Source organism: Aliiroseovarius sp. PrR006, assembly GCF_010500215.1.
Taxonomy (GTDB): Bacteria; Pseudomonadota; Alphaproteobacteria; order Rhodobacterales; family Rhodobacteraceae; genus Aliiroseovarius.
In genome coordinates, this window is record NZ_JAAGOY010000007.1 from 150905 (window position 1) to 172716 (window position 21812).

Sequence of the window (21812 nt, forward strand, 5' to 3'; positions counted from 1 at the left end):
TGAAAAGCGCCTAAGTCTTGGCCATGACCAAGGCGATTATGATCCAGGGCGCAGGCTCGAATGTTGGGAAATCTCTGTTAGTGGCGGGGATTGCGCGGGCGGCCGTGAAGCGCGGGCTGAACGTGGCCCCGTTCAAGCCGCAGAACATGTCAAACAACGCGGCTGTCACTGTGGATGGTGGTGAGATCGGGCGCGCGCAGGCGTTGCAGGCGCGGGCCTGTGGGCTGGACCCGATTGTCGACATGAACCCGGTTCTATTGAAGCCCGAGACCGACACCGGCGCGCAGGTCATTGTGCAAGGCAAGCGCTTTGCCACCATGAAGGCGCGCGACTATGGCAAGGCCAAATCAGAGCTGATGCCGCGCGTGTTGGAGAGCTTTCACCGCCTAGGAGAAGGACGCGATCTGGTTCTGGTCGAAGGCGCAGGCAGCCCTGCCGAGGTCAACCTACGCAAGGGTGACATTGCCAATATGGGCTTTGCCGAGGCCGCCGACCTGCCGGTCGTGCTGGCGGGTGACATTGACCGGGGTGGCGTGATTGCGCAACTGGTGGGCACTCATGCGGTGCTGCCCGACGAGGACCGCGCGCGGATCAAAGCCTTTCTGGTCAACAAGTTTCGTGGAGACCCCACCCTGTTCGCCGATGGTGCCGACGAGATCGCCCGCCTGACCGGCTGGCACGATCTAGGCACCCTGCCCTGGTTCGCGGATGCGTGGCGCCTGCCCGCCGAGGACGTGATGGACATTGCCACGCGCAAAGGGGGCGTGTTCAAAATCGCGGTGCCGCGCCTGAACCGCATTGCCAATTTCGACGATCTGGACCCCTTGGTGAACGAACCGGACGTGACCGTCGAGATCATCGAGCCCGGCCGCCCCCTGCCCGGCGATGCCGATCTGGTGCTGATCCCGGGATCGAAGTCCACCATCGCCGATCTGGCGGACTTCCGGGCACAAGGCTGGGACATCGACCTAACCGCCCATATCCGGCGCGGTGGGCATGTACTGGGCATCTGTGGCGGCTTTCAGATGCTGGGGACCGAGATCATCGATGCGGATGGCCTTGAAGGCCCGGCAGGTCGCGTGGCCGGGCTGGGGCATCTGAATGTGGTCACACACCTGGAACCCCGCAAGACGCTGGCGCTTACGCAGGCAACCCACCTGCCCTCGGGCCAAGCGGTCGAGGGGTACGAGATCCATCTGGGACGTACAGTAGGTCCTGATTGTGATACCGCATGGCTGTCGGTCAGTGATCGCCCCGAAGGCGCTAGCAGCGCAGATGGGCGCATTCAGGGCTGTTACCTGCATGGGCTCTTTGCTGCGGATGGGTTCCGACGTCATTTCCTGAACGGGCTGGGCGCGCAGACCTCAGACATCAGCTTTGACGCACGAATCGAGTCCAGCCTGGACGCGCTGGCCGATCATCTGGAAACACATTTGGATATTGGTGCCTTGTTGGACTTGGCCCACTAGGTCTTAGAGCATTCCGCCCTTAGCTCGAGACACAAATACCCTGCCACGCCTCCGGCGTTCTCGGGCCACTCTGCTTCTCAGAAAGGGCTGAATGCGTTAGTCAAACTTCTCCAAAGACAGCGCACGGGTGACTTCGCGGCGGACCATCCGGCGGACAGCTTGGGTAATCTTCACGCCTATTTCGCCCTTCAGCTCTTCGCGTACGATCCGCGAGACGATTTCCTGCAGGTGGTCTTCGTCGATGAAATCACTGTCGTCTTCGACGATCTCTGCTACAGGGGCGTCATCCACGGCGGCGGCCAATACCTCGGTACTCAGAGTGTCTTCCACCGAATCATCCGTCAGATCATCAATCTTGGCTTCGGCAAGAATAGGCTGGTCTTCGACCTCGTCTTCCGGAAGGTCGTCACCGTCGGCTTCAACCGGCTCGTCCGCGACAACGACAACATCGGGGTTTTCATCCGCAATGGGTTCCACGTCCACGGCCAGAGCATTCACGTCTTCAACCTCTGGCGCAGCGTCTACCTCGGGCACGACTTCAGCCTCGGGGGCCGCGTCGACAACCGGCGCTTCCTCCGTCTCGATTGCCGCAGCTGCGGCGTCAGTCGCCACGGCCTCGTCCTCAACCATAACCTCGAGCTCGGCGACCTCTTCGGCTACCGCCTCCGATTCAACCTCATCCAAAGGCGTATGCGTGGCAACACTGGTTACACGTTGGTGCAAAAAGGCCACCTGTGCGGTTTCGCCCAACGCATCACTGTCCCAATTGTCTTCGAAATCAACCTGCGTGTCTGCAGGGGGTATCGGCATATCTGACGTGCTTTGAAGTCCCGGTTCGGCCATGTTGGCATCGAAAGACAGAACAAACGGCGGCATGTTTTCGGCGCTATCAGCATCACCCTCGTCTTCAGGCGATGCAGCGGCGGACAGGGCGCTCTGCTCTAACCGCTCAACCGGAATATCACGTCCCGTAGGGGGGAGCGCCGAAAGAGCGGGCGCGTCGTCCTTGACGGCCTCATCCGGACCGCCTCCGAACACACGAAAGGCGGGCGTCAGGATCAGTTTGTCATCCGTCAGATCGGCCGTTTGACCATCGTCGTTCTGGTCTGGATCACCGGCAGCGATAAGACGGCGGATCGAGGACAGAACATCTTCAATTTCTGCGTTCGAGACCGGATCCGACATAAGGCACTTCCTGTTCAGCTGCGTCACGCACACAGATTCCCTGTGCGTTTGATGCCAGACTAGCCAGTTCAACCCGGCCAGACAACAGCCACAAGTAGAAACCTGCGACACCGAGGCAAATCACACACGCTGCGCAAGTCCCGGAAAGTGCTTTATTTCTTGCCCAGCGCCTCGAGCACAAGGTCCAGACGCTCGCCCTGCGGGCTGACGCGGTGGAGCGGTGCAGATTTGACGGTGTTGTAATAGGCCTCGGGATCGAAGGCGACGACGCCAAGATTCAAGTGCTCGGCGGTCAGCAGGCCCATCGACGCCAACAGCGAGTAAACGGCAAGGTATTGATTCGACTGTGCGGTGATGCGAGCGGCTTCTGCATCCAGCAACTCTTGCTCGGCGTTCAGCACGTCCAGCGTGGTCCGCGAGCCCAGCGATGCCTCTTCCCGAGCGCCGCGTAGAGCCACCCGGCTGGCGCGGATCTGACGATCGGTTGCCTCAAGCGAAGCCGACGCGATGGCCAACTGCGCCCATGCGTTCGCAACGCCCTGATCAACGGCAATACGCGCCTGGCTCAGGCCAGCCTTTGACGCATCAATTTGGGCAATCGCCTTGCGATATTCAGCGGATTTCAGGCCACCGGAATAGATATCACCCTGCAGGGCGATGCCAACGGTGCTGTTGGTGCTGTCCAAGCTAGACGAAGCCGAGGTCCGGTCCATCCAAGTTGCGCTGGCCGAGCCCACCAGGGACGGTTTCATCGACGCTTTCGAAATCTCAGCCGCCAGTTCGGTCACGCGCACATTGTGTTGTGCGGCAAGCAGATCAGGATGACGTTCGCGCGCAATGGCCTTCGCGGCATCCACCGTTTTTGCGGTCATCGGGAAGCGCGGCGGTGCCGACAAAGTGCCTGGGTAATGCCCAGTTGCGGCACGATACTCTTCACGCGCAATCGCAAGGTTGCCTTGCGCCGAAGCCTCACCCGAGCGCGCGGCAGCAAGACGCGCCTGTGCCAGCGCGACGTCAGTCTGCGTGACCTCGCCCACTTCGAAGCGGTCATTCGCAGCCCGCAGTTCCTGCGTCAGAACACGGACCGAGTTGGCCTGAAGCTGAACGTTCTCGCTTGCCGAGCGGACATTCAGGAAGGCGTTGACCGCACGCAGAAGCACGCTCTGCTCGACCGCGACAAGGGTGTCACGCGTCGCAAGCACGGCCTCTTTCTGGGCTTCGACCGCCATCTTTCCACGGCCAAAATTGAACAGTAGAACCGAAGCCGTCAGCGTCGCCGACGTGCGCCAGTAGTCGTCATTGGGAACAAGCGTTGTCGGATCGATCCATGTGTGCTGAATCGCATAGCTGAGCACCGGGCGCAATCTTGCTTGCGCAATCGCGACATCCTCGTCCGCGGCGCGCAGCAGAGCCTGATTCTGATCCAGCAAACCGCTGTTCTTATAGGCCGACGCCATCGCGTCCGAGAGGCTTTCCGCATAGGCCGCCGGCGTGGCGACAAGGGCGCAGGCAACGGCCAGCCCTGTCAGCTTCGATTTAAACCCAATACGCATATCGCTCTCCTGCATCTCAAATTCACTGCGGGCGCATCGCCGATCTTAAAGCGCGAATTCCTGTGGTGCTTCAAATCCAGCCACAACGGGGGCTCCGGCGTTAAAATTCGGCCGCCAGACCATCTCCCCATCGATCTTATACCCGATTTTTACAGTTCCCAACATTCCCTCGGCAAAGATGCAGGCAATACGCCCCCCATCCTTGAGCTGATCCAACAAGCTTGCGGGGATGGTTTCCACTGCACCCTCCACCATGATCACGTCATAAGGGCCGTGTTTTACGTTGCCCTCGGCCAGCGATCCCGCGACGACAGCCACGTTGTCCACGCCCTGTGCCGACAGAATGCCCTGTGCTTCGTTGGCACGATCTTCCGTGTCTTCTACGGCGATCACGAAATCCGCCATGCGGGCCAGAATTGCGGCGCTGTAGCCAAGGCCGCAGCCTAGATCCAACACCAGCTCGTTCGGCTGTACGTTCAACGCATCCAACATCTTGGCCAATGTGCGCGGCTCAAGCATCACACGCCCGTCGTCCAGATCGATGTTTTCACCGACATAGGCGGCCTCGCGTTTGCCATCCGGCACATATTCCTCACGCGCGACGGTCAACATCGCATCAATGATCGGGAATTTGGTAACATCCGAAGGACGCACCTGCGTGTCGACCATCATGGTACGGCGTGCGGCGAAATCAGTCATGGCGGGCCTATGTTTCTGGGATCTTTGTTATCTTCTGCCACAGTTAGGCCGATGGCTGCAATCCTGCAAGGTGGTGCGACCTTATTGAGCACCGGATCTGGCCTTTTCTGAAACCTGTGCCGGAAAATCACACATCCAACCGCGAAACCGGGCTGGACATCCCCCCAAGACCCGCGCTAGAGAACCCCCACACCACGGATGGCGAGTTGGCGGAGTGGTGACGCAGCGGATTGCAAATCCGTGTACACCGGTTCGATTCCGGTACTCGCCTCCAACATTTAGTAGAATTTCCAATAATTTGCAGATTTCGGCACAAGATCTTGTGTCGCGCATCTTGTGCACAATTCGTGCACAGTCCGCGTGCAGTTTCTGCTGCGACTTTGACTCGTTTGCCGTATAGTGTTCAGCAACAGGCATTTAACAAAAGCGGCATACGATGAGCTACGGTGTAAGCACGGTAAATGTGCACAAGAAACTGAAGCTGGATAAGCGAAGCGGCAGTGACAATTGGTACGCGCGGCTGACGCTAGATAACGGCAAACGCATTGTTAAGAGTACAAAAACTGACGATTTGGAGGAAGCGAAAGAGCGCGCGATTGAGCTGTACTACGAAACAGAAGCTCGCATCAAAAACAACCTCCCTGCCCAAACCCGCAAGTTCAAGCATGTTGCTGAACACGCCATCAAACGCATGCAAGATGCATTGGAAAATGGGACGGGCAAACTGGCGTACAAAGACTACATTTCAGCACTGCGCATTTGGCTCATTCCGTACTTTGGCAGCACAGACGTAGATAAGATTGACTTGGCTGCTTTGACGAAGTTCGACGCTTGGCGCACAGAGCAGAACAAGAAGCCATTTTCGCAAAGCGGCATCAACAATCATAACGCGGCACTGAACAGGGTTTTGGATGAGGCAGAACTGCAAGGCTGGCTCGTAAAATCTATGCGCCCCACTCTGCTAAACAAAGGCGTCAAAAGCGAAAGCAGAGGCAGCTTTACAGACGCTGAATACAAGAAAATCTACACCGCGCTGCGCACTTGGCATGAGAAGACGGACAACAAGAAGGCGGCGGCGACACGCGAAGTGCTGCGTAACTACGTTTTGTTCCTAGCGAATACAGGCATAAGACAAGGCAAGGAAGCGTTGGGGCTGCGCTGGCGCAACATTGAATGGCAAGAAAACGACGGCGAGAAATACCTGGTTGTAAATGTTGACGGAAAAACGCGAAAGAGAAGCGCAGTGGCGCGAGACACTGTGGAAGGCTACTTGGACAGGCAAAGCAAGCTGAATTCGTCTTTAAGCTACGACAGCTTCTCAGATCTCGTCGCTGCAAAAAGTGACGAGCACGTGTTTACGACGCGCTTAGGTCAAGTTACCAACATCGCCAGCCTGAACCGCGCATTTAATGCGCTGCTGGATGACTTGAGCTTGAAAGTTGGCGCTGATGGCAAATCCCGCACCCTGTACAGTCTACGACACTATTATGCGACGCGAGACTTGAAGCGCGGAATGAGTACTCATGCCCTAAGCAAGCAAATGGGCACTGGCACCACGATGATTGATAAGCACTACAGCAAGTTTAGCCCCATTTTGAATGCTGAGATGCACAGCGGACGCGACATGCGGAAGAACACAGCGAAGACGAAAAAATCTGACACTGGCGACGTTGTCGGCATGGCTTTTGACATGCTGGCAAATGGTAAGTTGGACGAGGCGGGCTTGTTGGCAGCTTTAGGCGTTGAACGGCCAAACTATGTTGTGACTGACGAGATTACGATAAAAGCACTGGAAGCCCTGGGCAACGATTTGATCACGGATGACGCGTTGATGCGGATATTGAAGGGCTAGCGCAAAAGTCGCCCTAGCCGCTTTCATTTCAAATTGACTTGCGCTTTGCGGCCACGGCGATCGCGTCGTCCAGTTCGCCAGCTTCAACAGCGCCCTTCAACGACCCAAGCGCCCCCTGCACATCTTTCAGCGTTTTGACAAACACCGCGTTGCCTTTGCCTAGCGCCAACACCTTGTTGCCGTACTTGCACTGTACGTACCAGCCGCCGTCCTGCTCAAAAAACCAAGGGCGCACTTTGCGCATACGATCAACAAGCACTTTCTCGCCATGCTCGTCTTTGCCCCAAGTCTTGCGCTTCACTTGGTGGTCCTCGCCTTTTAGCGCAGCCGCAGCCACATTCAGCTGCTCATCAATGCCAGCAACAAGCTTCTGCCTGCGCTGCATTGTTGGGTCTTGCCTTGCAGTACGAACAACGGATTTGACCGCCAATTTTGCTAGATGTGTCATGTTTTCACTCCTTTCGAAACCGTCGCTAGTCTGGCCCCTTCAACGACAAAAACGATCTAAATTAGTGTTATGACAAAAGAAAAAGGGGCCAAGATGGCCCCAGTTTTTTTGCTCTTACGATTAGGCTTAGGCATAGTCGTGATCGCGGTGCATTTCTGGCTCACGGCCAGTAATATCAGTGAATGTTTGCACTTTGGCAGCTTCTTCAGCCAGCACCTCTTTCCTGTCGCGCACAGGCTCATCCAATACTTTGCCAACAATCGCCAGCATGTATTCAATCGTTTTCACGTCGCCGTCTTCAACAACCAATTCTGGCTCTCCTTCATCATTGTAACGAATTAGAGCAACAGAAAGTCCTTTATATTGGTCGTTGCGCAAGTTGGGTTCACAGGCGAACTTGTTTCGCAGCTCTTGATGTTCCTCAGTCCCAAGCCAGCTGTCGACAAACGTTAGCCCGTTTTCAACATTCGCTTGATGGCGTTCGCTTGGCTTAACACCGCTTTCGTTCGTGTTTGCCACCTCGTAAATCCCACCTTCCCGCGCAAGCCATGCTGCAAATGAGATTTTTCCACTAGTAACGTCATCGCACTTGAGCGCGATTTTCAGAACACGAACCCATGCCTTTTCACGCGACTTTGTGATGTTTCCACATACAAACCGCAGCACTTTAGCTTCAAACGATGTAGCTGCGGTGAAGTCGATTTTTTCTTCCTTTTTCAGCTGCTTGATCGTTACCTCAAAAGTGTTCCGCATACGGCTAAGCTCGACTTTTTTACGATCGTGGCGGTGAATGTTCATCCGTGCGACGACGCCAAAGACGCCTTGGAGAAACTCGTACAGCGCGATGTTCGCTTTTTCTTGCAGCTGGACATACTCGCCATATACGCCGCGCAATTCGCTCAGCAGATCAACAGCAGCATCAACCTCATTGTCGATGTTTTGCGCGGGACGGAGGAAAAATTTCATAACGTCTTTTTCGTTGCTGCGCTCAGCTTTGGGGCTTTCACTAGTGTTCAAGATGAGGTTTTGAGCATTGGTTTCGATTTGGGTTTCAAATGTGTTTTGCATGTCTATTTCCTTTTCTGTCATGCGTTTCAGTGTTTTGTTGAAGCTCTGTTCGTCATCAACACAATCAATGTATCGCGAATTTTTGACTTTCTTCGTTCAGTGAAATAGGCTCTATGTAAATGTGCATTTTTTCTCTTAACTATCTGTTTTTACTATGGATGATAGAAGACATAGAGCGGGCCCAAAGCTCTTTATTCATGCCCCACCATTCAAGGGCATACGCTCACGTGAAACTGGCGAGTACATCTCCAAACGGCTGGCGCGAATCCAACCGCCATTCCATGATGCAAAGCCATGGCAATGCTCCGTGTTTTACTTCTGGTGGGAGTTTTTGAGGCGACACGAAGGGTACAAGGATTGCTGTGAACGGAGCGGCAAGGGGCGCTACAAAAAGCTGTACGCTGACTTTGGTGATGTGCACGCATACAAGACAAAGGACTTCTGGAAATGGTGGAGTGAGAAAGTCGAAGAAGACTTAACGCGCGGGCAGCACTTGTTTGCAGAACCCGCTGCACGGCGGATTCGGGCGGGAAACAGGTCGTTGAACGACCAAACTGACGGGACCATCACATTGTCGATTCCCCTTGAAGTGAGGACCAAGCAACTAGTTCGCAACTTCCGCGATATTCTAAACGACCACAAAGCAGACGTAGCGGCGGCACGGAAGGTAAGCAGGGCTTTGTATCCCGTTGCGGCCAAAGTGCGGCTTGTATCGCTATACCAAACACTATGTGTGTGGGACGTTTGGCAAGAACACAAGAAGCGCAAGAAGAAGTACGAGCTGGCTGAACTCGCTGGCCTACACGTCAATAGGGTTGTGAACGGTTGGACTGTAGAAATGGCAAAACGAGAAGATCTGCCATACAACGACATTCAACGAGAGGTCAGGCGCAGACAAACGGCCAGTTTCAACCGCCACCTGGCTGCCGCTGAAGACTACATTGAAAATGTGGCGCGAGGTCAGTTTCCCAAGCGTAGCAAATGAGCCCATTTCAAAACTCCTTAGCCTGCTAAAGCTAAATACAGGCAGGAGAACGAAATGAACGTATTGGAACTACAAAACTGCCTGAACAGGCTTGAAGCAAACCACCGCACCCAAAGCACCCAGGAACGATTGAAGATCGCACAGTTGCTCATGCAATCCGCAAGCAGCTATGTTCAGCGGCTACGGACAGAACTGCGGGAAGATGGTGCAGCCGCAAGTAGGCGAAAAGCAAAGCGGCGTGAAACAGAGCTAGACCCAAAGCCACCTGTTAAACCAGTGCGCGTTGCTGAACCAAGCAAACCAAGAAAGCCGAAATATTCGGGAAATCACGCGCCATCTGCACCAAAGCGATAAATAACTTTAACAGGTTAAGGCGAAAGCCACCTGCTCTATAAACTGACCACACGGTTAGCACGCCAGTTATCATTGTGCCGCAAATCCGTTCTGATGTGAGACGGTAAGCAAACGGATTAGTCAGTTGTCCGCTTCAACAGTCTACCCTGCCAATGTGCGCAGGATGCCTAAAAGCACACCGCCATTGCGGAACCGTGCTTACTGTTGTCGTAGTGGTTGTAGCGCAGAGATGTGCGAATTTAGTGAGACGGAACGACACGCTGCCTAGCAGTACCCGTCATCGCGCTGGACAAGCTTTGCTACACCAGCCCCAGCGCGTGCGTAAGATGACCAGTAAAGAGATGATCGCAAAACCTGCTCTACCCATGTGGTTTGGTGAGTGTAGCCCAAAAGCGACGGATAAAGCCGCGCGACAGGATCACGCCAAGAACAGGCGTGATCCTATTGCTCTAGATAAAGACCTTCATTCATTCCCAAAATCATCATGCCAATAATCTGAATTTGGCCAACAAAACGCTGTGCGGCGAGAGCGTAGCGATTGAGCCGCAACAGCTGCTGATGCGAAGCAGCGGCACAGAAGAACTGACGATTGATGCCAGTTCGAATTGACAACAAGGAGATACTCAATGTCATTGATGGAAAAAATCTACGATTACTTACACCAAAACGCATTTGTGGAGACGGCAGAAGAATTCAGCACAGATTGGTGTTGGAGAAGCAAAAGCTGGTTTGCCGTCCAAAAGAACAAGAACGGGGAATTTTCGATCCCTGTTGCAATCAACTGCCTCAACAAGACCAAGATCAATATCGCGTTGGCACATCTGAAACGGAAAAAGCTAGGCAGCATTGCTGACAGCGACATTCAAATTTTGAGTGAAGTCAGGGATCAGCTTGAACAGCATTTGCTGGAGCAACACAGGATTGCTGCTGTGGTCTGCAACGACGGACAAATATCAAAATGTTAGACTTTCAGTAATGTCTAACATCTTCCCCAAAAAGCCATTGGCAACAAAGGCTTAGCCTCAATGCCTTTTTCGGTCGTTTTGAAAAATGTGTGGTTTTACAATGACTTGTGACAGAAACACACATTTTGGGTGAGACATGAAACAAGCAAAGTTACTGACAACTACAGAACAGAAACGCGTCTACGCAGTCATTGACGCACACCGCTACAAAACAAGAAATCGCGCAATCTTTGCTTTCAGTTTTTTTGCTGGGCTACGTGCTTGTGAGATCGCGGCACTAAAGGTTGGCGACGTTTTTGACGAGCAGGGTAACGTACGAGACACTGTGTATTTGGCAGTAACGCAGACAAAGGGTGGTGAAGCAGGTACTGTGCTGGTAAGCAAGCGTTTGAACAAGGCGCTTGCTTCATTTGCCGCCACCTACCCGCGCCATGTCAGCAAACCAAATGCTCCGTTGTTCTTCAGCGCAAAGCGCGGCGGCTTTAGTGCGCAAACAATCGTGAATTTGTTCGCCAAGTTCTATGCTCTGGCAGGCATCAAGGGCGCAAGCAGTCACAGCGGCCGCAGACAGTTTTTGACGGAGTTGGCAGACAAAGGTGTGAACGTGCGCGTGATACAGGCGTTGGCTCGACACAAGGACATAAGCACGACCCAGAGATACATTGATTACAATGAGAGCAAGCTACGCAACGCGATTGAGCTTCTTTGAATGCAGCGGCGATTGTTTATTCTGCAGCCAACGCTAAGCGCATTTGGGCTTCTTCACTCTTTTCAACCCGCTCTCCCCGTATCGCCGCTGCGATTGCTTGCCCAACGCTACGAGCGACGGGCGGCGGGAATGCATTACCTATCTGCCTGTACTTTGAGGTCTTACCACCGCTGAATTCCCAGTGGTCAGGAAAACCCTGAATTCTGGCCGCCATTCTCAGCGTCAGTCTAGGCAGGTGATCAATAGCATGACTTGAGTTTGGCGGTTCATTGGCTATGCCCTTACCATCAACTCCCAGTTCAGCCCACTGACGTTTTGCCCTAGTTGGACCTAGGTCCGCACCACCGTGCTTTTTTGACCCCCCAACAATTGTTGGAGCCACTGCGGCAGCCTTCTTGCGCCACTCCTCAACTCCACCCCAGCCTTCAGCCGCCATCAGATCACCAATCGCTGCAGCAACAGTCATTTGACTTTCCAATGGTTTAGGAAAGTTGAATTCCCTTGAAATTTCGCGTTTCAATGCAACCAGTACAAACCGCGGCCTCAATTGTGGAACCCCATAATCGCTAGAGCGCAATAGCTCCCAGTGCGCTTCGTACCCCATATCTCCAAGTTCTTGAATAATGGCGCGGCGATAGTCAACGAATCTGGATGATGACAGCCCTCTTACGTTCTCTAACATTACAGCCTTAGGCTTGCATTCGCGTGCAAGCCTAAGGGCAGCGGGAAACAAGTCCCGCTCGTCGTCAGCACCAAGCTGCTTTCCCGCCACGGAAAAGGGAGGACACGGAACACCGCCAGCGAGCAAGTCGACACCATCGTACTCGTGGGCACTAAATTCCTTCAGGTCCGCCTCAACGACTGTCCAGCCAGGTCTGTTGAGGCGAAGAGTATTGCAGGCGTCAGCGTCTATTTCGACCGCCGCCGCCGTAGCGAATCCCGCTTGCTCCAAGCCAAGTGCTTGTCCGCCAGCGCCCGCGCAAATCTCTAAAACACTGATGCTGCTCATGTATGATTGAACCCTCATTTCACCCCACATATTGTAGCGCCTTCGACAGCTGGCGCAAGAAGAAGGTCAAACTTGCCCTCAACCTCTGGTAAAGCGCGACCCATACGGATACCCTAACTGCGCAACAACACCTGGAGAGCAGTTTTGAGCTACAACCAGTATCTTCTATCACTAAACACCAAGAGTTTGAGCAAAGTTAAACAGCTTATCCTAAAAACGTTATGGGAAGCGGGCGACAGCTATCCCAAAGGGTGGGTATCAAGCTCCCGTCTGCTTGAACTGACAAATCAAAAATATTTCGATCGTCGAACTCGCGAGCTAAGAGACGAGCTGGGGTGCGATATAGAGACACGCCACATAAACGGCGAACACCACTACCGCTTGAAGTCTGAAACACTTAATCAGGCAAACCCTCGCGCGTATCTGACTGACACTGAGAAGAAGAAGCTATTTGCTGCTGCGGACTATTGTTGTGCGATATGCGGCAAGCGAGCAAAAGCTGGTGTGCGAGGACTTCAGGCAGACCACAAGATACCGCTAATACGTGGCGGTTCGCACCAGCTTGATAACTGGCAGGCAATTTGCAACGACTGCAACGTCTCAAAGCGGCGTTCATGCCAAGGCTGCGAAGAAAACTGCAAGAGTTGCACTTGGGCGTTTCCTGAAGTCCTTGGAGTTGCGGTCTCGCTTCGCCTTCCAGTGGAAACTGTTGAAGAGATTAGAAAACATACTGCAGACACACCAAAGTGGATTGCGGAGTTGGTTCAAAGAGAGCTTCATAAATGAGGGTCGCGCTTATTAGAGCGTTTGCACTGCGCGCAAACATGCTTGTCAAGAAATGCCCTTAGTTGCGAATGTCGCGTAACCATAAGACTGAACACACCAAAGGAACTGAAGAGAATGAGCCTCGAAGCAGAAGTGAAGGCTGCACGAAATGAGATTTCGCCTGACGGATATGAGATGTCAGTTGGCGAAATCATGAACTTGTACAGAGACGGTGAGTTAGTAATTGATCCAGCTTTCCAAAGGTTGTTCCGCTGGGATGAGACGAGGAAAACAAGATTCATTGAATCTTTGCTGTTAGGAATTCCAGTTCCACCAATTTTTGTTTTCCAAGACGAGAGCGGTGTATGGGAGCTAATTGATGGGCTTCAAAGGTTATCGACGATCTTTCAATTTACTGGGATTTTGAAAGGTAGCGATGGGGAAGAAATTGACGAGATGACTTTAGAAGGAACCACCTTCTTGCCAAGTCTTTCAGGAAAAAAGTGGAGCGCAGACAATGCACAAGAAGAAATTGGACAGGCGCTTCAAATTCAAATCAAACGAGCACGCCTACGTGTGGAAATCTTGAAACAAGAAAGCGATCCACTGGCAAAGTTTGAACTCTTTCAAAGGCTAAACACTGGCGGCGCTTCTCTATCAGAACAGGAGATTAGAAACTGCATTGCTGTCATGCTAAATCGCGATCTTCACGATTGGCTTCAAGCCAGAGCTCAATTTGCACCTTTTGTAGACTGCACTCAGCAGACGGAACGGGCGGTTACCGCACAAATGAATGTTGAGCTAGTATTGCGCTATCTTGCCTATGTTCACCAACCTTATGAAGGTGGCCTTGATGTCCATGATTACCTAGATAGCGTTCTAGCTAACTTGGCAAACAACAATCAATTCAATTTTGAGCAGGAGACTGCCAATTTTGAGCGAACGTTTCAAGCGCTTCACAATGCTTTAGGTGCAAACGCATTTAAACGCTGGGACGGCGCCCATTTTCGCGGAAAATTCCTAATGTCTGTTTTTGAGGTGCTTACAAGCGGCGTAGCGAACAACCTAGACGCAATCTATGCACTGGATGACGCCGCTCGCTCGCAATTCATTGAAGAAAAAGCAAAGTCGCTTTGGGAAAACGATGTTTTTCAAGCAAACTCTGGTGGAGGCGTACGCGGCACAACACGCTTGCAAAACTTGCTACCAATGTCTCGCGAATTTTTAGCCCCCTGACGAAACGGAAAGCGATTTCAGTGGCCAAGATTCGCACCTTATCTGATCTCCAAGACCGCCTTGACAAAGAACTAGCATGGCGACTGAAAGAGGTTGCAGTTCTGAAGACGGCTGTGCAAAAAGCATCTGGGCAGGCTCAGGTCGCTCAGGTGCGAGCGGGTGTTACAATACTGTATGCTCACTGGGAAGGTTTTGTTAAGCAAGCTTCCACACAGTACCTTGAATACATATGCCGCAGTGGAACGAAATACTCTGAACTACAAGACGCGTTTGTGTTCCTTGGTTTACGAAAGCAGATTTCAAGAATTGCGGTGTCGTCAAAAACCAAAGCTGGCATTGAAGCCATTGAGTTCATGCGCAAAGGTTTGGGTGAAACAGCATCATTTGATTACCAGAGCGCGATTGATACGGCTTCCAATCTAAGCTCAACTGTATTTGAGGATATTGCGACATCTGTCGCGATTGATCCCAAACCATACACCCCCTACTCCAAACTGATTGATGAGAGTCTCTTGAACAGGCGCAACAAGATCGCGCACGGAGAATTCTTGGATCTGGATGCCAAAAGCTGGAAAGAGTTGTCTGATGAAGTTCTGATTCTACTGCGAATGTTCAAAACAGACATTGAAAATTGCGCGACGATGCGAAGCTTTAAGCTGAAGGCGGTCAGTACATAATGCAAAGAACGATTGGGGCGTAAGCAAATGGGGGCATGACGTGGTGGAGATTGACGACTGCAGATCAATGGTAGTCTTTCGGAACGCGAGCACCTCGAGTTTACCCCGCTCGAAGCTCAGCCTTACAGGGAAAAATTTTTATGCCTGAACGCCTACTGAACTGATCCAATACCCCACTAATGGAATAGATTCCCTTGTGTGGCTTCTCCATGAAATTGTCGCCGTCCTCAGGCGACAAAACGCAAGTCACGCGACCCACTGACCCTAAGCTATCATCATTAACTATCGTTAGATTTCCACCATTGATCCAACTCTCATCTTGCACGAAAAATACGTAGACTTCCTCAATGAAAATTGTCTGGCCGCGTTTGCTAGCCAAGTCCTTCAGTTGTAGCGCGGAATATAAGTACAAGTCCGTGTCAGCATCTAATACTACCGCGTAGTCTGCCAATCTTTGACGTTTAGCCTCTGCATCCGCTAGCTGTTGTTTTTCAACCTCACGCCTCTGCTGCACAGCGCGCGCCTGACGCTTAGCGTCTTCCTCAGCCAAACGTTTTCGTTCTGTTTCTTCAGCTGCCAGCCGTTGCTGTCTTCTTTCCTCCTCTTCCGCTGCCCGTTGCTCACGTTCAAGCTGAGCAGCACGAAGACTTTCTTGGTATTTCTGCCACTCCTCAGAGTCCTTGTCTATTTTTTGGCTTTCAGAATTAGAATGTGCGATGGATTCAAACTTGTCTGCATAACTTTGAATGCAAACCCTTGCCCTATTGCTCCTCCAACACTTGTCTCCGTCTTGGCGCAGGACTCCAAGTGACTTTGACAACTTAAAACCTAAGCCGCCGTTCCATTTCGATTCCCCACTTCCATCAACATATAGCTCAGAGATGTTACGCCCCGCCTCATCAAAATTTATTTTCGATGGGCTGACGTCGTAGAAGCCAATATAGCAATCACCATCAAGGAAAACTTCACCGTCTACTTCCAAGTAGCAGTACCTGTACTGCGACTGATATTCTTGTGACTCCGCTACTAGCGGATTCAAAAGCGCCCAAATACAGAGTGCGGTATATCCCCAGCATCTTGCCAACATCTCCAATACTCCAGCTAAACTTTTGAAATTCAAATCAGATGTACCGCAAACGGCTATGGCATGACTATTACATTCTCATTCAAGACGTCGACACTCAACCGTCTGTACGCAAATCGGTACACACATATTCTATAATATTACAACCAACTGTTTTCTAATCACCTTTTGTATTGTGAGCCAATTGCAAATCCGTGTACACCGGTTCGATTCCGGTACTCGCCTCCAAAAACAGCTTGAGACTTAGTAGAAGACCCGGTGTCCCAAGCTCAAGTGGCGCCTTGGCCTCATGCGGCCTCAACGGAAATTCAGTTTCAACTGACTAAACTGCATTCCACCCTGCATCGACGGAAATCGCGTTGATCGCTTTAATTTAAGCGTTCCTGATCCTTAATCTCGGCCATTGAGACTGATACTGTCCGCCTTGGTTGACAGAAACGATCGTTCGCACTGTGGGCAGAGACTTGGTTGGGCTCGGATCTGCGCACGGTGCCTAAGCACTGCAGGAAAGAAAACTGAATGACAGCTGCTAATCTGCCGGCGCCGGTCAGAATCCAGACGGATAGACCGGCCCCTTTGGCCAAATCACGGCAAAACCAGAAAGCGAGCTAACCTTCCGAGAACTCACTTAGTCCGCGGAAGGCCAACTATATCAGACGAGCGCGCGTACTTTCTCAAGCAGTGCTGCGTTCACGGCCACGCCCTCTTTCGCGGCGCGGATACGGGCAGCCTGACGACCGTCACCCGGCAGACGCGCGCCGTCTTGGTCACGGAACGAGGCGATTAGGTCTGCCAGTTTCTCTTGGAATAGACCGCCCGATGTGGCTTCCGGATCAATCGCGATGAAGAACTGGCCGGTCTTGGGCGGACCACCTGCGGTGCCCGAGAACGGGCTGGCAACCGATCCCAGCGTGGCACCAGCCATCGCGGCGGCCATCAGTTCCACGGTCAAAGCAACGCCGACGCCCTTATAGTCACCCGACGGCACCATCGAGCCCTTCAGGCCGGCCTCGGGGTCGGTGGTGGGCTGACCGTCTGCATCCAGCACCCAGCCTTCGGGAACCGACTTGCCCTCGCGGGCGTGCTTCATCACTTCGCTTTTCGCAATCGTACTGGCCGACTGGTCGATCAAAAGTGCGGCGTTGCCGTCTGCATCCGGGGCCGAGATCGAGAACGGGTTGGTGCCGACAACCGGCTTCGCGCCACCCGACGGCGCAATCGACGCAGGTGCGTTGGTGAAGCCGATGCCCATCAGGCCAGCTTGTGCCAGACGCTGCGTGTGCACACCCAGAACGCCGCAATTGTACGAGTTGTTTACGGCAAGAACCGCCACGCCCATCTCTTTCGCCAGCGGGATCAGCTTTTCAAAGCCAAGATCAATGGCGGTGTGGGCAAAACCGGTGGCAGCATCCACGGTCACCACGGCCGGGCGCGGTTGATCAACGACGGGTTTGGCCTGACCATCCACTTTGCCGCATTCGACATGCTGGGCGTAGATCGGGATATAGGCCAGCCCGTGCGAGGCCACGCCATCAGCCTCGGTCATCGCAGTGGCGACCGCCAGCGGGCGCGCGTTTTCTTCCGAAGTGCCAGCCTTGACCAGCGCGTCAAAAGCCAGGGTTTCGATTTCCGAGAGCGAGAGTGTTTCAGTGGCGGTCATCTTTGTTCTTTCTTTTCTATTGGTCGCGTGATGGGGGCAGCATTCCGCCCCCATCAAGATATCAGTCGTTGTCGCTGACCCCGGCACCCGCACCGCGCAGGCGGCTTTCTTCGGTGGCGGGGGCGAAGGTGCGGTGGGCAAAGCTGCCCAGTTGTTCCCAGCTGCTTTCGCAAACGTCCGCGCGCATCACGGGTTCACGCTTGCCGGTCATTTCAGCGGGGGCCGAGAAAACCAGCTGGCTGGCATGCTTGGCGCGCAGCGCATCGACGTCGCCCTGAACGCACAGCTGTTTGCCGTCGGTGGCAACCCGCGCACCGTCCCATTCGGCGGCCACAGGCACGCCAAGACGCAGCGCCGCACCGCCCATGAAGGGCACGGCCAACAAAGGCAGGCTGACGTTCTGCATGGTGATCGTGCCGCGCTCGAGCAGACGCACGGCGCAATCGGACAGCGAGGCACCTGCGATCAGAGGGCTCATCCGGCGGGTTGGCGCGTGCCAGATATCGGCACTCAGCGACACGGGTGACACGTCAATCGGAGGGATCCGGTCGTTCAGCTCCAGCAGTTCTGCCAGCATTTCCGTACCGGGAAAGCCGAAAGCGGACAGCCAGCGCGTGCCTTTTGCAGCCTCTTCTGACAGCCCCCAAGACAATCCAGCACCGCGCGCGGCGCGTTTGCTCATGGCTTCGATTTCATTCAGCGAGTGGCTCATGCGACGCCCTCCTCAAGCTTGATTTCAGCGTCGGGGAAGACCCAGAAATCGGCGTTGTCCTGTGTCAGTTCGGTGGGCAGCGGCGCGTTGCCATACATGCAAATCCTCACCCAGCGATCCGAGCGCGGATCGAACTGCGTGGCGCCAAAGAAGGCCAGCTTGCAGCGCAGCATGTCGATGGGCAGCACATGATCCGAGATCGTGTTGTCGCGGATTTCAGCATAAGGCGCACGACCAACGATCTGGGCACGGCGCAGCACGTGGCGGTGCTCCGGATGGCGCAGAAGGAAGTCGGCAACCTGTGCCTCATCCGGCCAGTGTGCCAAGGCATTGAACAGTTGCGCGGCGTCCCGACCGGGGGCCAGCGGCTGCTCATATTCCTCGATCGGCTCTTCGAAACGTTCACCCAGACGGGGTTCAAGCTTTTCTTCCGACACATACCAAGCACGGGCGCGGTTTTCCGGGGCCTGCCAGTTGGTGTCGATCGCCCACGAATAGACATCAGTCAGCAGCGCGCGCAGATCACCCACGCTCATCGCACCGGCGATGCGGAAGGTGGCGGTGTTGTCGGCGGCCATTTCCTCGGCATAGCCGTCGACCAGCGAACCATAGGGCTCGAGGATCAGCGAGGCGATCCATTCCTGCCCTTCCAGCGACAGGTTCTCTTCCGCCCAGCGATACAGCGCGTCCCACGGTTGGCCTGTGGTCAGGTCGGCACTGGCCAGATAGGCATCCACTTTGACGACGTCAGCTTTAAGGTCCTTAAGCTTCTCGATCTGGATCGGATGCTCGGAATGCCACTGATCAATGGTGATCTTGCTGCGTGCAATCAGCGACTGGAACAGGGCAATCTCGTCCGCGCTGGCTTTCACCAGCTTGCGCACCGCCTGAATGGCGTTTTCGCGGGCGGCGACCCAATTGTTGAACAGCACGGGGTGGTTCAGCAGGAACGGCGCCATGCCCAGACCGGTCGAGTTACCGATCCCCATAGCGCGCCCGATCTCGGGTGATAGCTGGGCCGCAGTACCGCCATTCGCGGCAGCGCGACGGTCGGCCATGTGCTGAACCAAATCCAGCACGAACCAGCGGGTCAGATAGACCGACAGCATTTCGACCTGGAAGGGCGCGCGGAACTCGGGGCGTTCTGCAATCATCTCGCGATCTGCAGCGCCCAGCTTGCCGGATCCATAGACGGCAGTGGTGCGCATCAGGTATCCAACGGCTTCGATCTGCTCGATTTCCGGCTGGTTGCCTTCAGCAAGGCTGGAAACCACGTGTTCCCACAGGCGCACCGAGCGGTTGGCGCGCGACACGGACAGTTCGGTACCGGACACACGACCCGCTTCTTGCACCGGTATATTATGCGACAGGCGTTCGATATCGTCGGCGGTCGGCACACCATCAAACAGGGTGAAAGTTGCATCCCATGCGTCTGCGATAACCCGGTCCGAGCGTTTCTCGGGCGGCAGGTCATGGGCATAGGCGATCAGCGAATAGGCGCGATCGGGGCCGTAGGCGGTATAGACCGCGTGGCCTTCGCCAGCGTCGTTTACGTTGAAGGCGGTCTTCTCGAACCGCCAGCCTTCACGGGCCAGACGACGGGTCAGCACGCGCATGAAAGACAGGCGTGATTGGTGGATAGAACCGAGGCGCGCAAGGCGCATGACCAGTTCGGGATCACGGCGAGTTATGGTGTTCATTCTCTTGGCCTTTGCAGTCAGGACAATAGAGCATTTCGGGGCTTTCGTCGAACAGGGCCCGATAATGCGCGGGGGATCAGGGGCGCCCGAAGGCGCCCCGTCATGATTAGTTTTCTTTGCCTTTTGCCAGCGTGATGCGCAGGGCATCCCACAGCGAGGGCAGCAGAAGCAGCGATACCGGTACGGCGGTCACAACGATGAAGCTTTGCAGCTTGGATACGCCGCCCGAGCCAACCGAGATCAGGATCACGGCCATGACGCCCATGGCGATGCCCCAGAAGACACGCACCAGTGCGGGCGGGTTGTCGCCGTCGCTCATCGTGGCCGAGATCACGTAGCTCATCGAGTCGCCGGTCGTGGCCACGAAAATCGTGGTCAGGATCAGGAACAGGATCGACACCAAGAAGCCCAAGGGCAGGTTCCCGGTGATCGCCAGCAGGGCTGCCGGCAGGTTGAACCCTTCAAAGGCTTTCGAGATCGTGCCGGTTTCTGCCAGCTCCATCGAGATGCCGGTGCCGCCGATGATGGTGAACCAGAAGTTGGTCACGATCGGAGCAATGATCGACAGCATGATGATGATCGAGCGGATCGAACGACCGCGTGATACACGGGCGATGAACATTGCCATCAGCGGGCCATAGCCCATGAACCAGCCCCAGAAGAACACGGTCCACCAGCCCAGCCAGCCGGGTGCGCCGAACAGACCTGCGTCACCGCGGTACAGCGCCATCTGGAAGAAGTTGGCGATGTAGGTGCCGAAGCCCGAGAAGAACGAGCCGAAGATGAAGCCGGTCGGACCTGCAATCAGGACGAAAACCAGAAGCACAGCGGCAAGGATCACGTTGATCTTCGACAGAAGCTGAATGCCGCGCGACAGACCCGTCATGGCCGAGATCGTGTAGATGCCGACAAGACCAGCAATCACCAGGAACTGCGTGGCAAAGCCGTTCGGAATGCCAAACAGGTCATCCAGACCGTAAGCAACCTGCAGACCCAGGAAGCCGATCGGGCCAACAGTACCAGCCACAACAGCGATGATCGACGATGCGTCCGCGATCAGGCCGATCGGGCCGTGGATCGCCTTGTCACCAAAGACCGGGTACAGCAGCGTGCGCGGGGCAAGCGGCAGACCTTTTTCATAGTGGTAGTGCATCAGCATCACGGTCGACAGCGAGCCAAGGATGGCCCACGCCAAGAAGCCCCAGTGCATGAAGCTTTGTGCAATCGCACCGTTTACGGCATCGGCAGTTCCGCCTTCAGCGCCAAACAGAGGCGGCGAGGACAGGAAGTGTGCAATCGGCTCGCCTGCGGCCCAGAACACGCCGCCACCGGCCAGAAGCGTACACATGATCATCGAGCCCCACTGGAAGGTGGTGAACTCGGGTGCGGCAAGCCCGCCCATGATCGCGCGGCCACCGGGCAGCACGCACAGAACCAGACCGATCAGGAAGGTCGCCAGAAGCAGAACCTGCCAGTAAAGGCCGAAATACGTGGCCGAGACGTTGAAGCCCCAGTCCACAGCTGCCGACAGCGCGTCAAGATTGACCAATGCTGCCAGACAGAAAAGGGCGATGAACCCGCCCGAGATCAGGAACAACGGCTTGTTCACGCCGCTGCTTTTCTGATCTGTCACTCCCACAGATGCTTCAGACATCTATCTCTCCCTAGATTTGGCCCCTCCT

21 protein-coding genes and 1 tRNA gene are annotated in these 21812 nt (G+C 54.6%); 10 read left to right on the forward strand and 12 right to left on the reverse strand.

What is annotated here, in order from left to right; translation table 11 throughout:
- Positions 1-23: 23 nt before the first annotated feature.
- Complete coding sequence (locus G0Q00_RS09290; protein ID WP_163038655.1) at positions 24-1469, forward strand: cobyric acid synthase; 1446 nt, start codon at positions 24-26, stop codon at positions 1467-1469.
- 96 nt (positions 1470-1565) lie between these two features.
- Here the strand turns inward: G0Q00_RS09290 and G0Q00_RS09295 are convergent, their stop codons facing one another.
- The 3 genes from G0Q00_RS09295 to G0Q00_RS09305 all read right to left on the reverse strand — a co-directional run bounded on the left by G0Q00_RS09295 (position 1566) and on the right by G0Q00_RS09305 (position 4906).
- Positions 1566-2654 (reverse strand): hypothetical protein, encoded by a 1089-nt coding sequence (locus G0Q00_RS09295; RefSeq protein ID WP_163038657.1) that lies wholly within the window; start codon positions 2652-2654, stop codon positions 1566-1568.
- A 152-nt stretch (positions 2655-2806) separates the two neighbouring features.
- Positions 2807-4207, reverse strand: coding sequence for a TolC family outer membrane protein (locus G0Q00_RS09300; RefSeq protein ID WP_163038659.1), 1401 nt, complete (start codon positions 4205-4207; stop codon positions 2807-2809).
- A 45-nt stretch (positions 4208-4252) separates the two neighbouring features.
- Positions 4253-4906 carry a protein-L-isoaspartate O-methyltransferase gene (locus G0Q00_RS09305; RefSeq protein ID WP_163038661.1) on the reverse strand — a complete coding sequence of 218 codons (654 nt, stop codon included), beginning with the start codon at positions 4904-4906 and terminating at the stop codon, positions 4253-4255.
- A 200-nt stretch (positions 4907-5106) separates the two neighbouring features.
- On the opposite strand from G0Q00_RS09305, the gene G0Q00_RS09310 reads away from it, so the two are divergent.
- Positions 5107-5180 (forward strand) — tRNA-Cys (locus G0Q00_RS09310).
- A gap of 162 nt (positions 5181-5342) precedes the next feature.
- On the forward strand, positions 5343-6758 hold the full coding sequence (locus G0Q00_RS09315) for a tyrosine-type recombinase/integrase (RefSeq protein WP_163038662.1): 1416 nt from the start codon (positions 5343-5345) through the stop codon (positions 6756-6758).
- 28 nt (positions 6759-6786) lie between these two features.
- Here the strand turns inward: G0Q00_RS09315 and G0Q00_RS09320 are convergent, their stop codons facing one another.
- Positions 6787-7206 carry a hypothetical protein gene (locus tag G0Q00_RS09320; protein ID WP_163038664.1) on the reverse strand — a complete coding sequence of 140 codons (420 nt, stop codon included), beginning with the start codon at positions 7204-7206 and terminating at the stop codon, positions 6787-6789.
- Positions 7207-7332: 126 nt separating this feature from the next.
- On the reverse strand, positions 7333-8274 hold the full coding sequence (locus tag G0Q00_RS09325) for a hypothetical protein (protein ID WP_163038666.1): 942 nt from the start codon (positions 8272-8274) through the stop codon (positions 7333-7335).
- A gap of 307 nt (positions 8275-8581) precedes the next feature.
- Here G0Q00_RS09325 and G0Q00_RS09330 point away from each other — a divergent pair, with 307 nt between their 5' ends.
- Together G0Q00_RS09330 and G0Q00_RS09335 are read left to right on the forward strand one after the other, a co-directional pair.
- A complete protein-coding gene (locus G0Q00_RS09330) occupies positions 8582-9259 on the forward strand; it encodes a hypothetical protein (RefSeq protein ID WP_163038668.1) in 678 nt (225 codons plus the stop codon).
- Between the two features lie 54 nt (positions 9260-9313).
- Positions 9314-9613, forward strand: a complete 300-nt coding sequence (locus tag G0Q00_RS09335; RefSeq protein ID WP_163038670.1) for a hypothetical protein — start codon at positions 9314-9316, stop codon at positions 9611-9613.
- 441 nt (positions 9614-10054) lie between these two features.
- Here G0Q00_RS09335 and G0Q00_RS09340 read toward each other — a convergent pair whose 3' ends face one another.
- Positions 10055-10246, reverse strand: a complete 192-nt coding sequence (locus tag G0Q00_RS09340; RefSeq protein ID WP_163038672.1) for a hypothetical protein — start codon at positions 10244-10246, stop codon at positions 10055-10057.
- On the opposite strand from G0Q00_RS09340, the gene G0Q00_RS09345 reads away from it, so the two are divergent.
- Positions 10240-10578, forward strand: coding sequence for a DUF6626 family protein (locus G0Q00_RS09345; protein ID WP_163038674.1), 339 nt, complete (start codon positions 10240-10242; stop codon positions 10576-10578). The genes G0Q00_RS09340 and G0Q00_RS09345 overlap by 7 nt on opposite strands.
- 136 nt (positions 10579-10714) lie before the next feature.
- Positions 10715-11287 (forward strand): site-specific integrase, encoded by a 573-nt coding sequence (locus tag G0Q00_RS09350; protein WP_163038676.1) that lies wholly within the window; start codon positions 10715-10717, stop codon positions 11285-11287.
- Positions 11288-11303: 16 nt separating this feature from the next.
- Here G0Q00_RS09350 and G0Q00_RS09355 read toward each other — a convergent pair whose 3' ends face one another.
- The gene (locus G0Q00_RS09355) at positions 11304-12296 is read right to left on the reverse strand and encodes a DNA cytosine methyltransferase (RefSeq protein WP_163038678.1); all 993 of its coding nucleotides are present in this window, start codon (positions 12294-12296) and stop codon (positions 11304-11306) included.
- A gap of 144 nt (positions 12297-12440) precedes the next feature.
- Here G0Q00_RS09355 and G0Q00_RS09360 point away from each other — a divergent pair, with 144 nt between their 5' ends.
- The 3 genes from G0Q00_RS09360 to G0Q00_RS09370 all read left to right on the forward strand — a co-directional run bounded on the left by G0Q00_RS09360 (position 12441) and on the right by G0Q00_RS09370 (position 14974).
- Positions 12441-13082 carry an HNH endonuclease gene (locus G0Q00_RS09360; protein WP_163038680.1) on the forward strand — a complete coding sequence of 214 codons (642 nt, stop codon included), beginning with the start codon at positions 12441-12443 and terminating at the stop codon, positions 13080-13082.
- A 114-nt stretch (positions 13083-13196) separates the two neighbouring features.
- Positions 13197-14297, forward strand: coding sequence for a DUF262 domain-containing protein (locus G0Q00_RS09365; protein ID WP_163038682.1), 1101 nt, complete (start codon positions 13197-13199; stop codon positions 14295-14297).
- A gap of 20 nt (positions 14298-14317) precedes the next feature.
- Entirely contained in the window at positions 14318-14974 is a 657-nt protein-coding gene (locus G0Q00_RS09370) for an MAE_28990/MAE_18760 family HEPN-like nuclease (RefSeq protein WP_163038684.1), read from the forward strand.
- 100 nt (positions 14975-15074) lie between these two features.
- Here G0Q00_RS09370 and G0Q00_RS09375 read toward each other — a convergent pair whose 3' ends face one another.
- From G0Q00_RS09375 to G0Q00_RS09395, 5 genes are all read right to left on the reverse strand, one after another.
- Positions 15075-15956, reverse strand: a complete 882-nt coding sequence (locus G0Q00_RS09375) for a hypothetical protein (RefSeq protein WP_163038686.1) — start codon at positions 15954-15956, stop codon at positions 15075-15077.
- A 754-nt stretch (positions 15957-16710) separates the two neighbouring features.
- Positions 16711-17718, reverse strand: coding sequence for an Ldh family oxidoreductase (locus tag G0Q00_RS09380; protein ID WP_163038688.1), 1008 nt, complete (start codon positions 17716-17718; stop codon positions 16711-16713).
- Positions 17719-17779: 61 nt separating this feature from the next.
- Positions 17780-18430, reverse strand: coding sequence for a DUF3726 domain-containing protein (locus tag G0Q00_RS09385; RefSeq protein WP_163038690.1), 651 nt, complete (start codon positions 18428-18430; stop codon positions 17780-17782).
- Positions 18427-20130, reverse strand: coding sequence for a hypothetical protein (locus G0Q00_RS09390; protein WP_163038692.1), 1704 nt, complete (start codon positions 20128-20130; stop codon positions 18427-18429). Before G0Q00_RS09390 ends, G0Q00_RS09385 begins: the two co-directional genes overlap by 4 nt.
- Positions 20131-20236: 106 nt before the next feature.
- The gene (locus tag G0Q00_RS09395) at positions 20237-21784 is read right to left on the reverse strand and encodes a BCCT family transporter (RefSeq protein ID WP_163038694.1); all 1548 of its coding nucleotides are present in this window, start codon (positions 21782-21784) and stop codon (positions 20237-20239) included.
- Positions 21785-21812 lie beyond the last annotated feature (28 nt).

Excerpts from the sequence above, each read along its gene's own strand:
- G0Q00_RS09385 (WP_163038690.1), bottom strand. The coding sequence starts at position 18,430 with ATGAGCCACTCGCTGAATGAAATCGAAGCCATGAGCAAACGCGCCGCG.
- G0Q00_RS09355 (WP_163038678.1), bottom strand. The coding sequence starts at position 12,296 with ATGAGCAGCATCAGTGTTTTAGAGATTTGCGCGGGCGCTGGCGGACAA.
- G0Q00_RS09315 (WP_163038662.1), top strand. The coding sequence starts at position 5,343 with ATGAGCTACGGTGTAAGCACGGTAAATGTGCACAAGAAACTGAAGCTG.
- G0Q00_RS09350 (WP_163038676.1), top strand. The coding sequence starts at position 10,715 with ATGAAACAAGCAAAGTTACTGACAACTACAGAACAGAAACGCGTCTAC.
- G0Q00_RS09305 (WP_163038661.1), bottom strand. The coding sequence starts at position 4,906 with ATGACTGATTTCGCCGCACGCCGTACCATGATGGTCGACACGCAGGTG.
- G0Q00_RS09300 (WP_163038659.1), bottom strand. The coding sequence starts at position 4,207 with ATGCGTATTGGGTTTAAATCGAAGCTGACAGGGCTGGCCGTTGCCTGC.
- G0Q00_RS09340 (WP_163038672.1), bottom strand. The coding sequence starts at position 10,246 with ATGACATTGAGTATCTCCTTGTTGTCAATTCGAACTGGCATCAATCGT.
- G0Q00_RS09395 (WP_163038694.1), bottom strand. The coding sequence starts at position 21,784 with ATGTCTGAAGCATCTGTGGGAGTGACAGATCAGAAAAGCAGCGGCGTG.
- G0Q00_RS09380 (WP_163038688.1), bottom strand. The coding sequence starts at position 17,718 with ATGACCGCCACTGAAACACTCTCGCTCTCGGAAATCGAAACCCTGGCT.
- G0Q00_RS09345 (WP_163038674.1), top strand. The coding sequence starts at position 10,240 with ATGTCATTGATGGAAAAAATCTACGATTACTTACACCAAAACGCATTT.
- G0Q00_RS09335 (WP_163038670.1), top strand. The coding sequence starts at position 9,314 with ATGAACGTATTGGAACTACAAAACTGCCTGAACAGGCTTGAAGCAAAC.
- G0Q00_RS09365 (WP_163038682.1), top strand. The coding sequence starts at position 13,197 with ATGAGCCTCGAAGCAGAAGTGAAGGCTGCACGAAATGAGATTTCGCCT.
- G0Q00_RS09320 (WP_163038664.1), bottom strand. The coding sequence starts at position 7,206 with ATGACACATCTAGCAAAATTGGCGGTCAAATCCGTTGTTCGTACTGCA.
- G0Q00_RS09295 (WP_163038657.1), bottom strand. The coding sequence starts at position 2,654 with ATGTCGGATCCGGTCTCGAACGCAGAAATTGAAGATGTTCTGTCCTCG.
- G0Q00_RS09325 (WP_163038666.1), bottom strand. The coding sequence starts at position 8,274 with ATGCAAAACACATTTGAAACCCAAATCGAAACCAATGCTCAAAACCTC.
- G0Q00_RS09290 (WP_163038655.1), top strand. The coding sequence starts at position 24 with ATGACCAAGGCGATTATGATCCAGGGCGCAGGCTCGAATGTTGGGAAA.
- G0Q00_RS09390 (WP_163038692.1), bottom strand. The coding sequence starts at position 20,130 with ATGAACACCATAACTCGCCGTGATCCCGAACTGGTCATGCGCCTTGCG.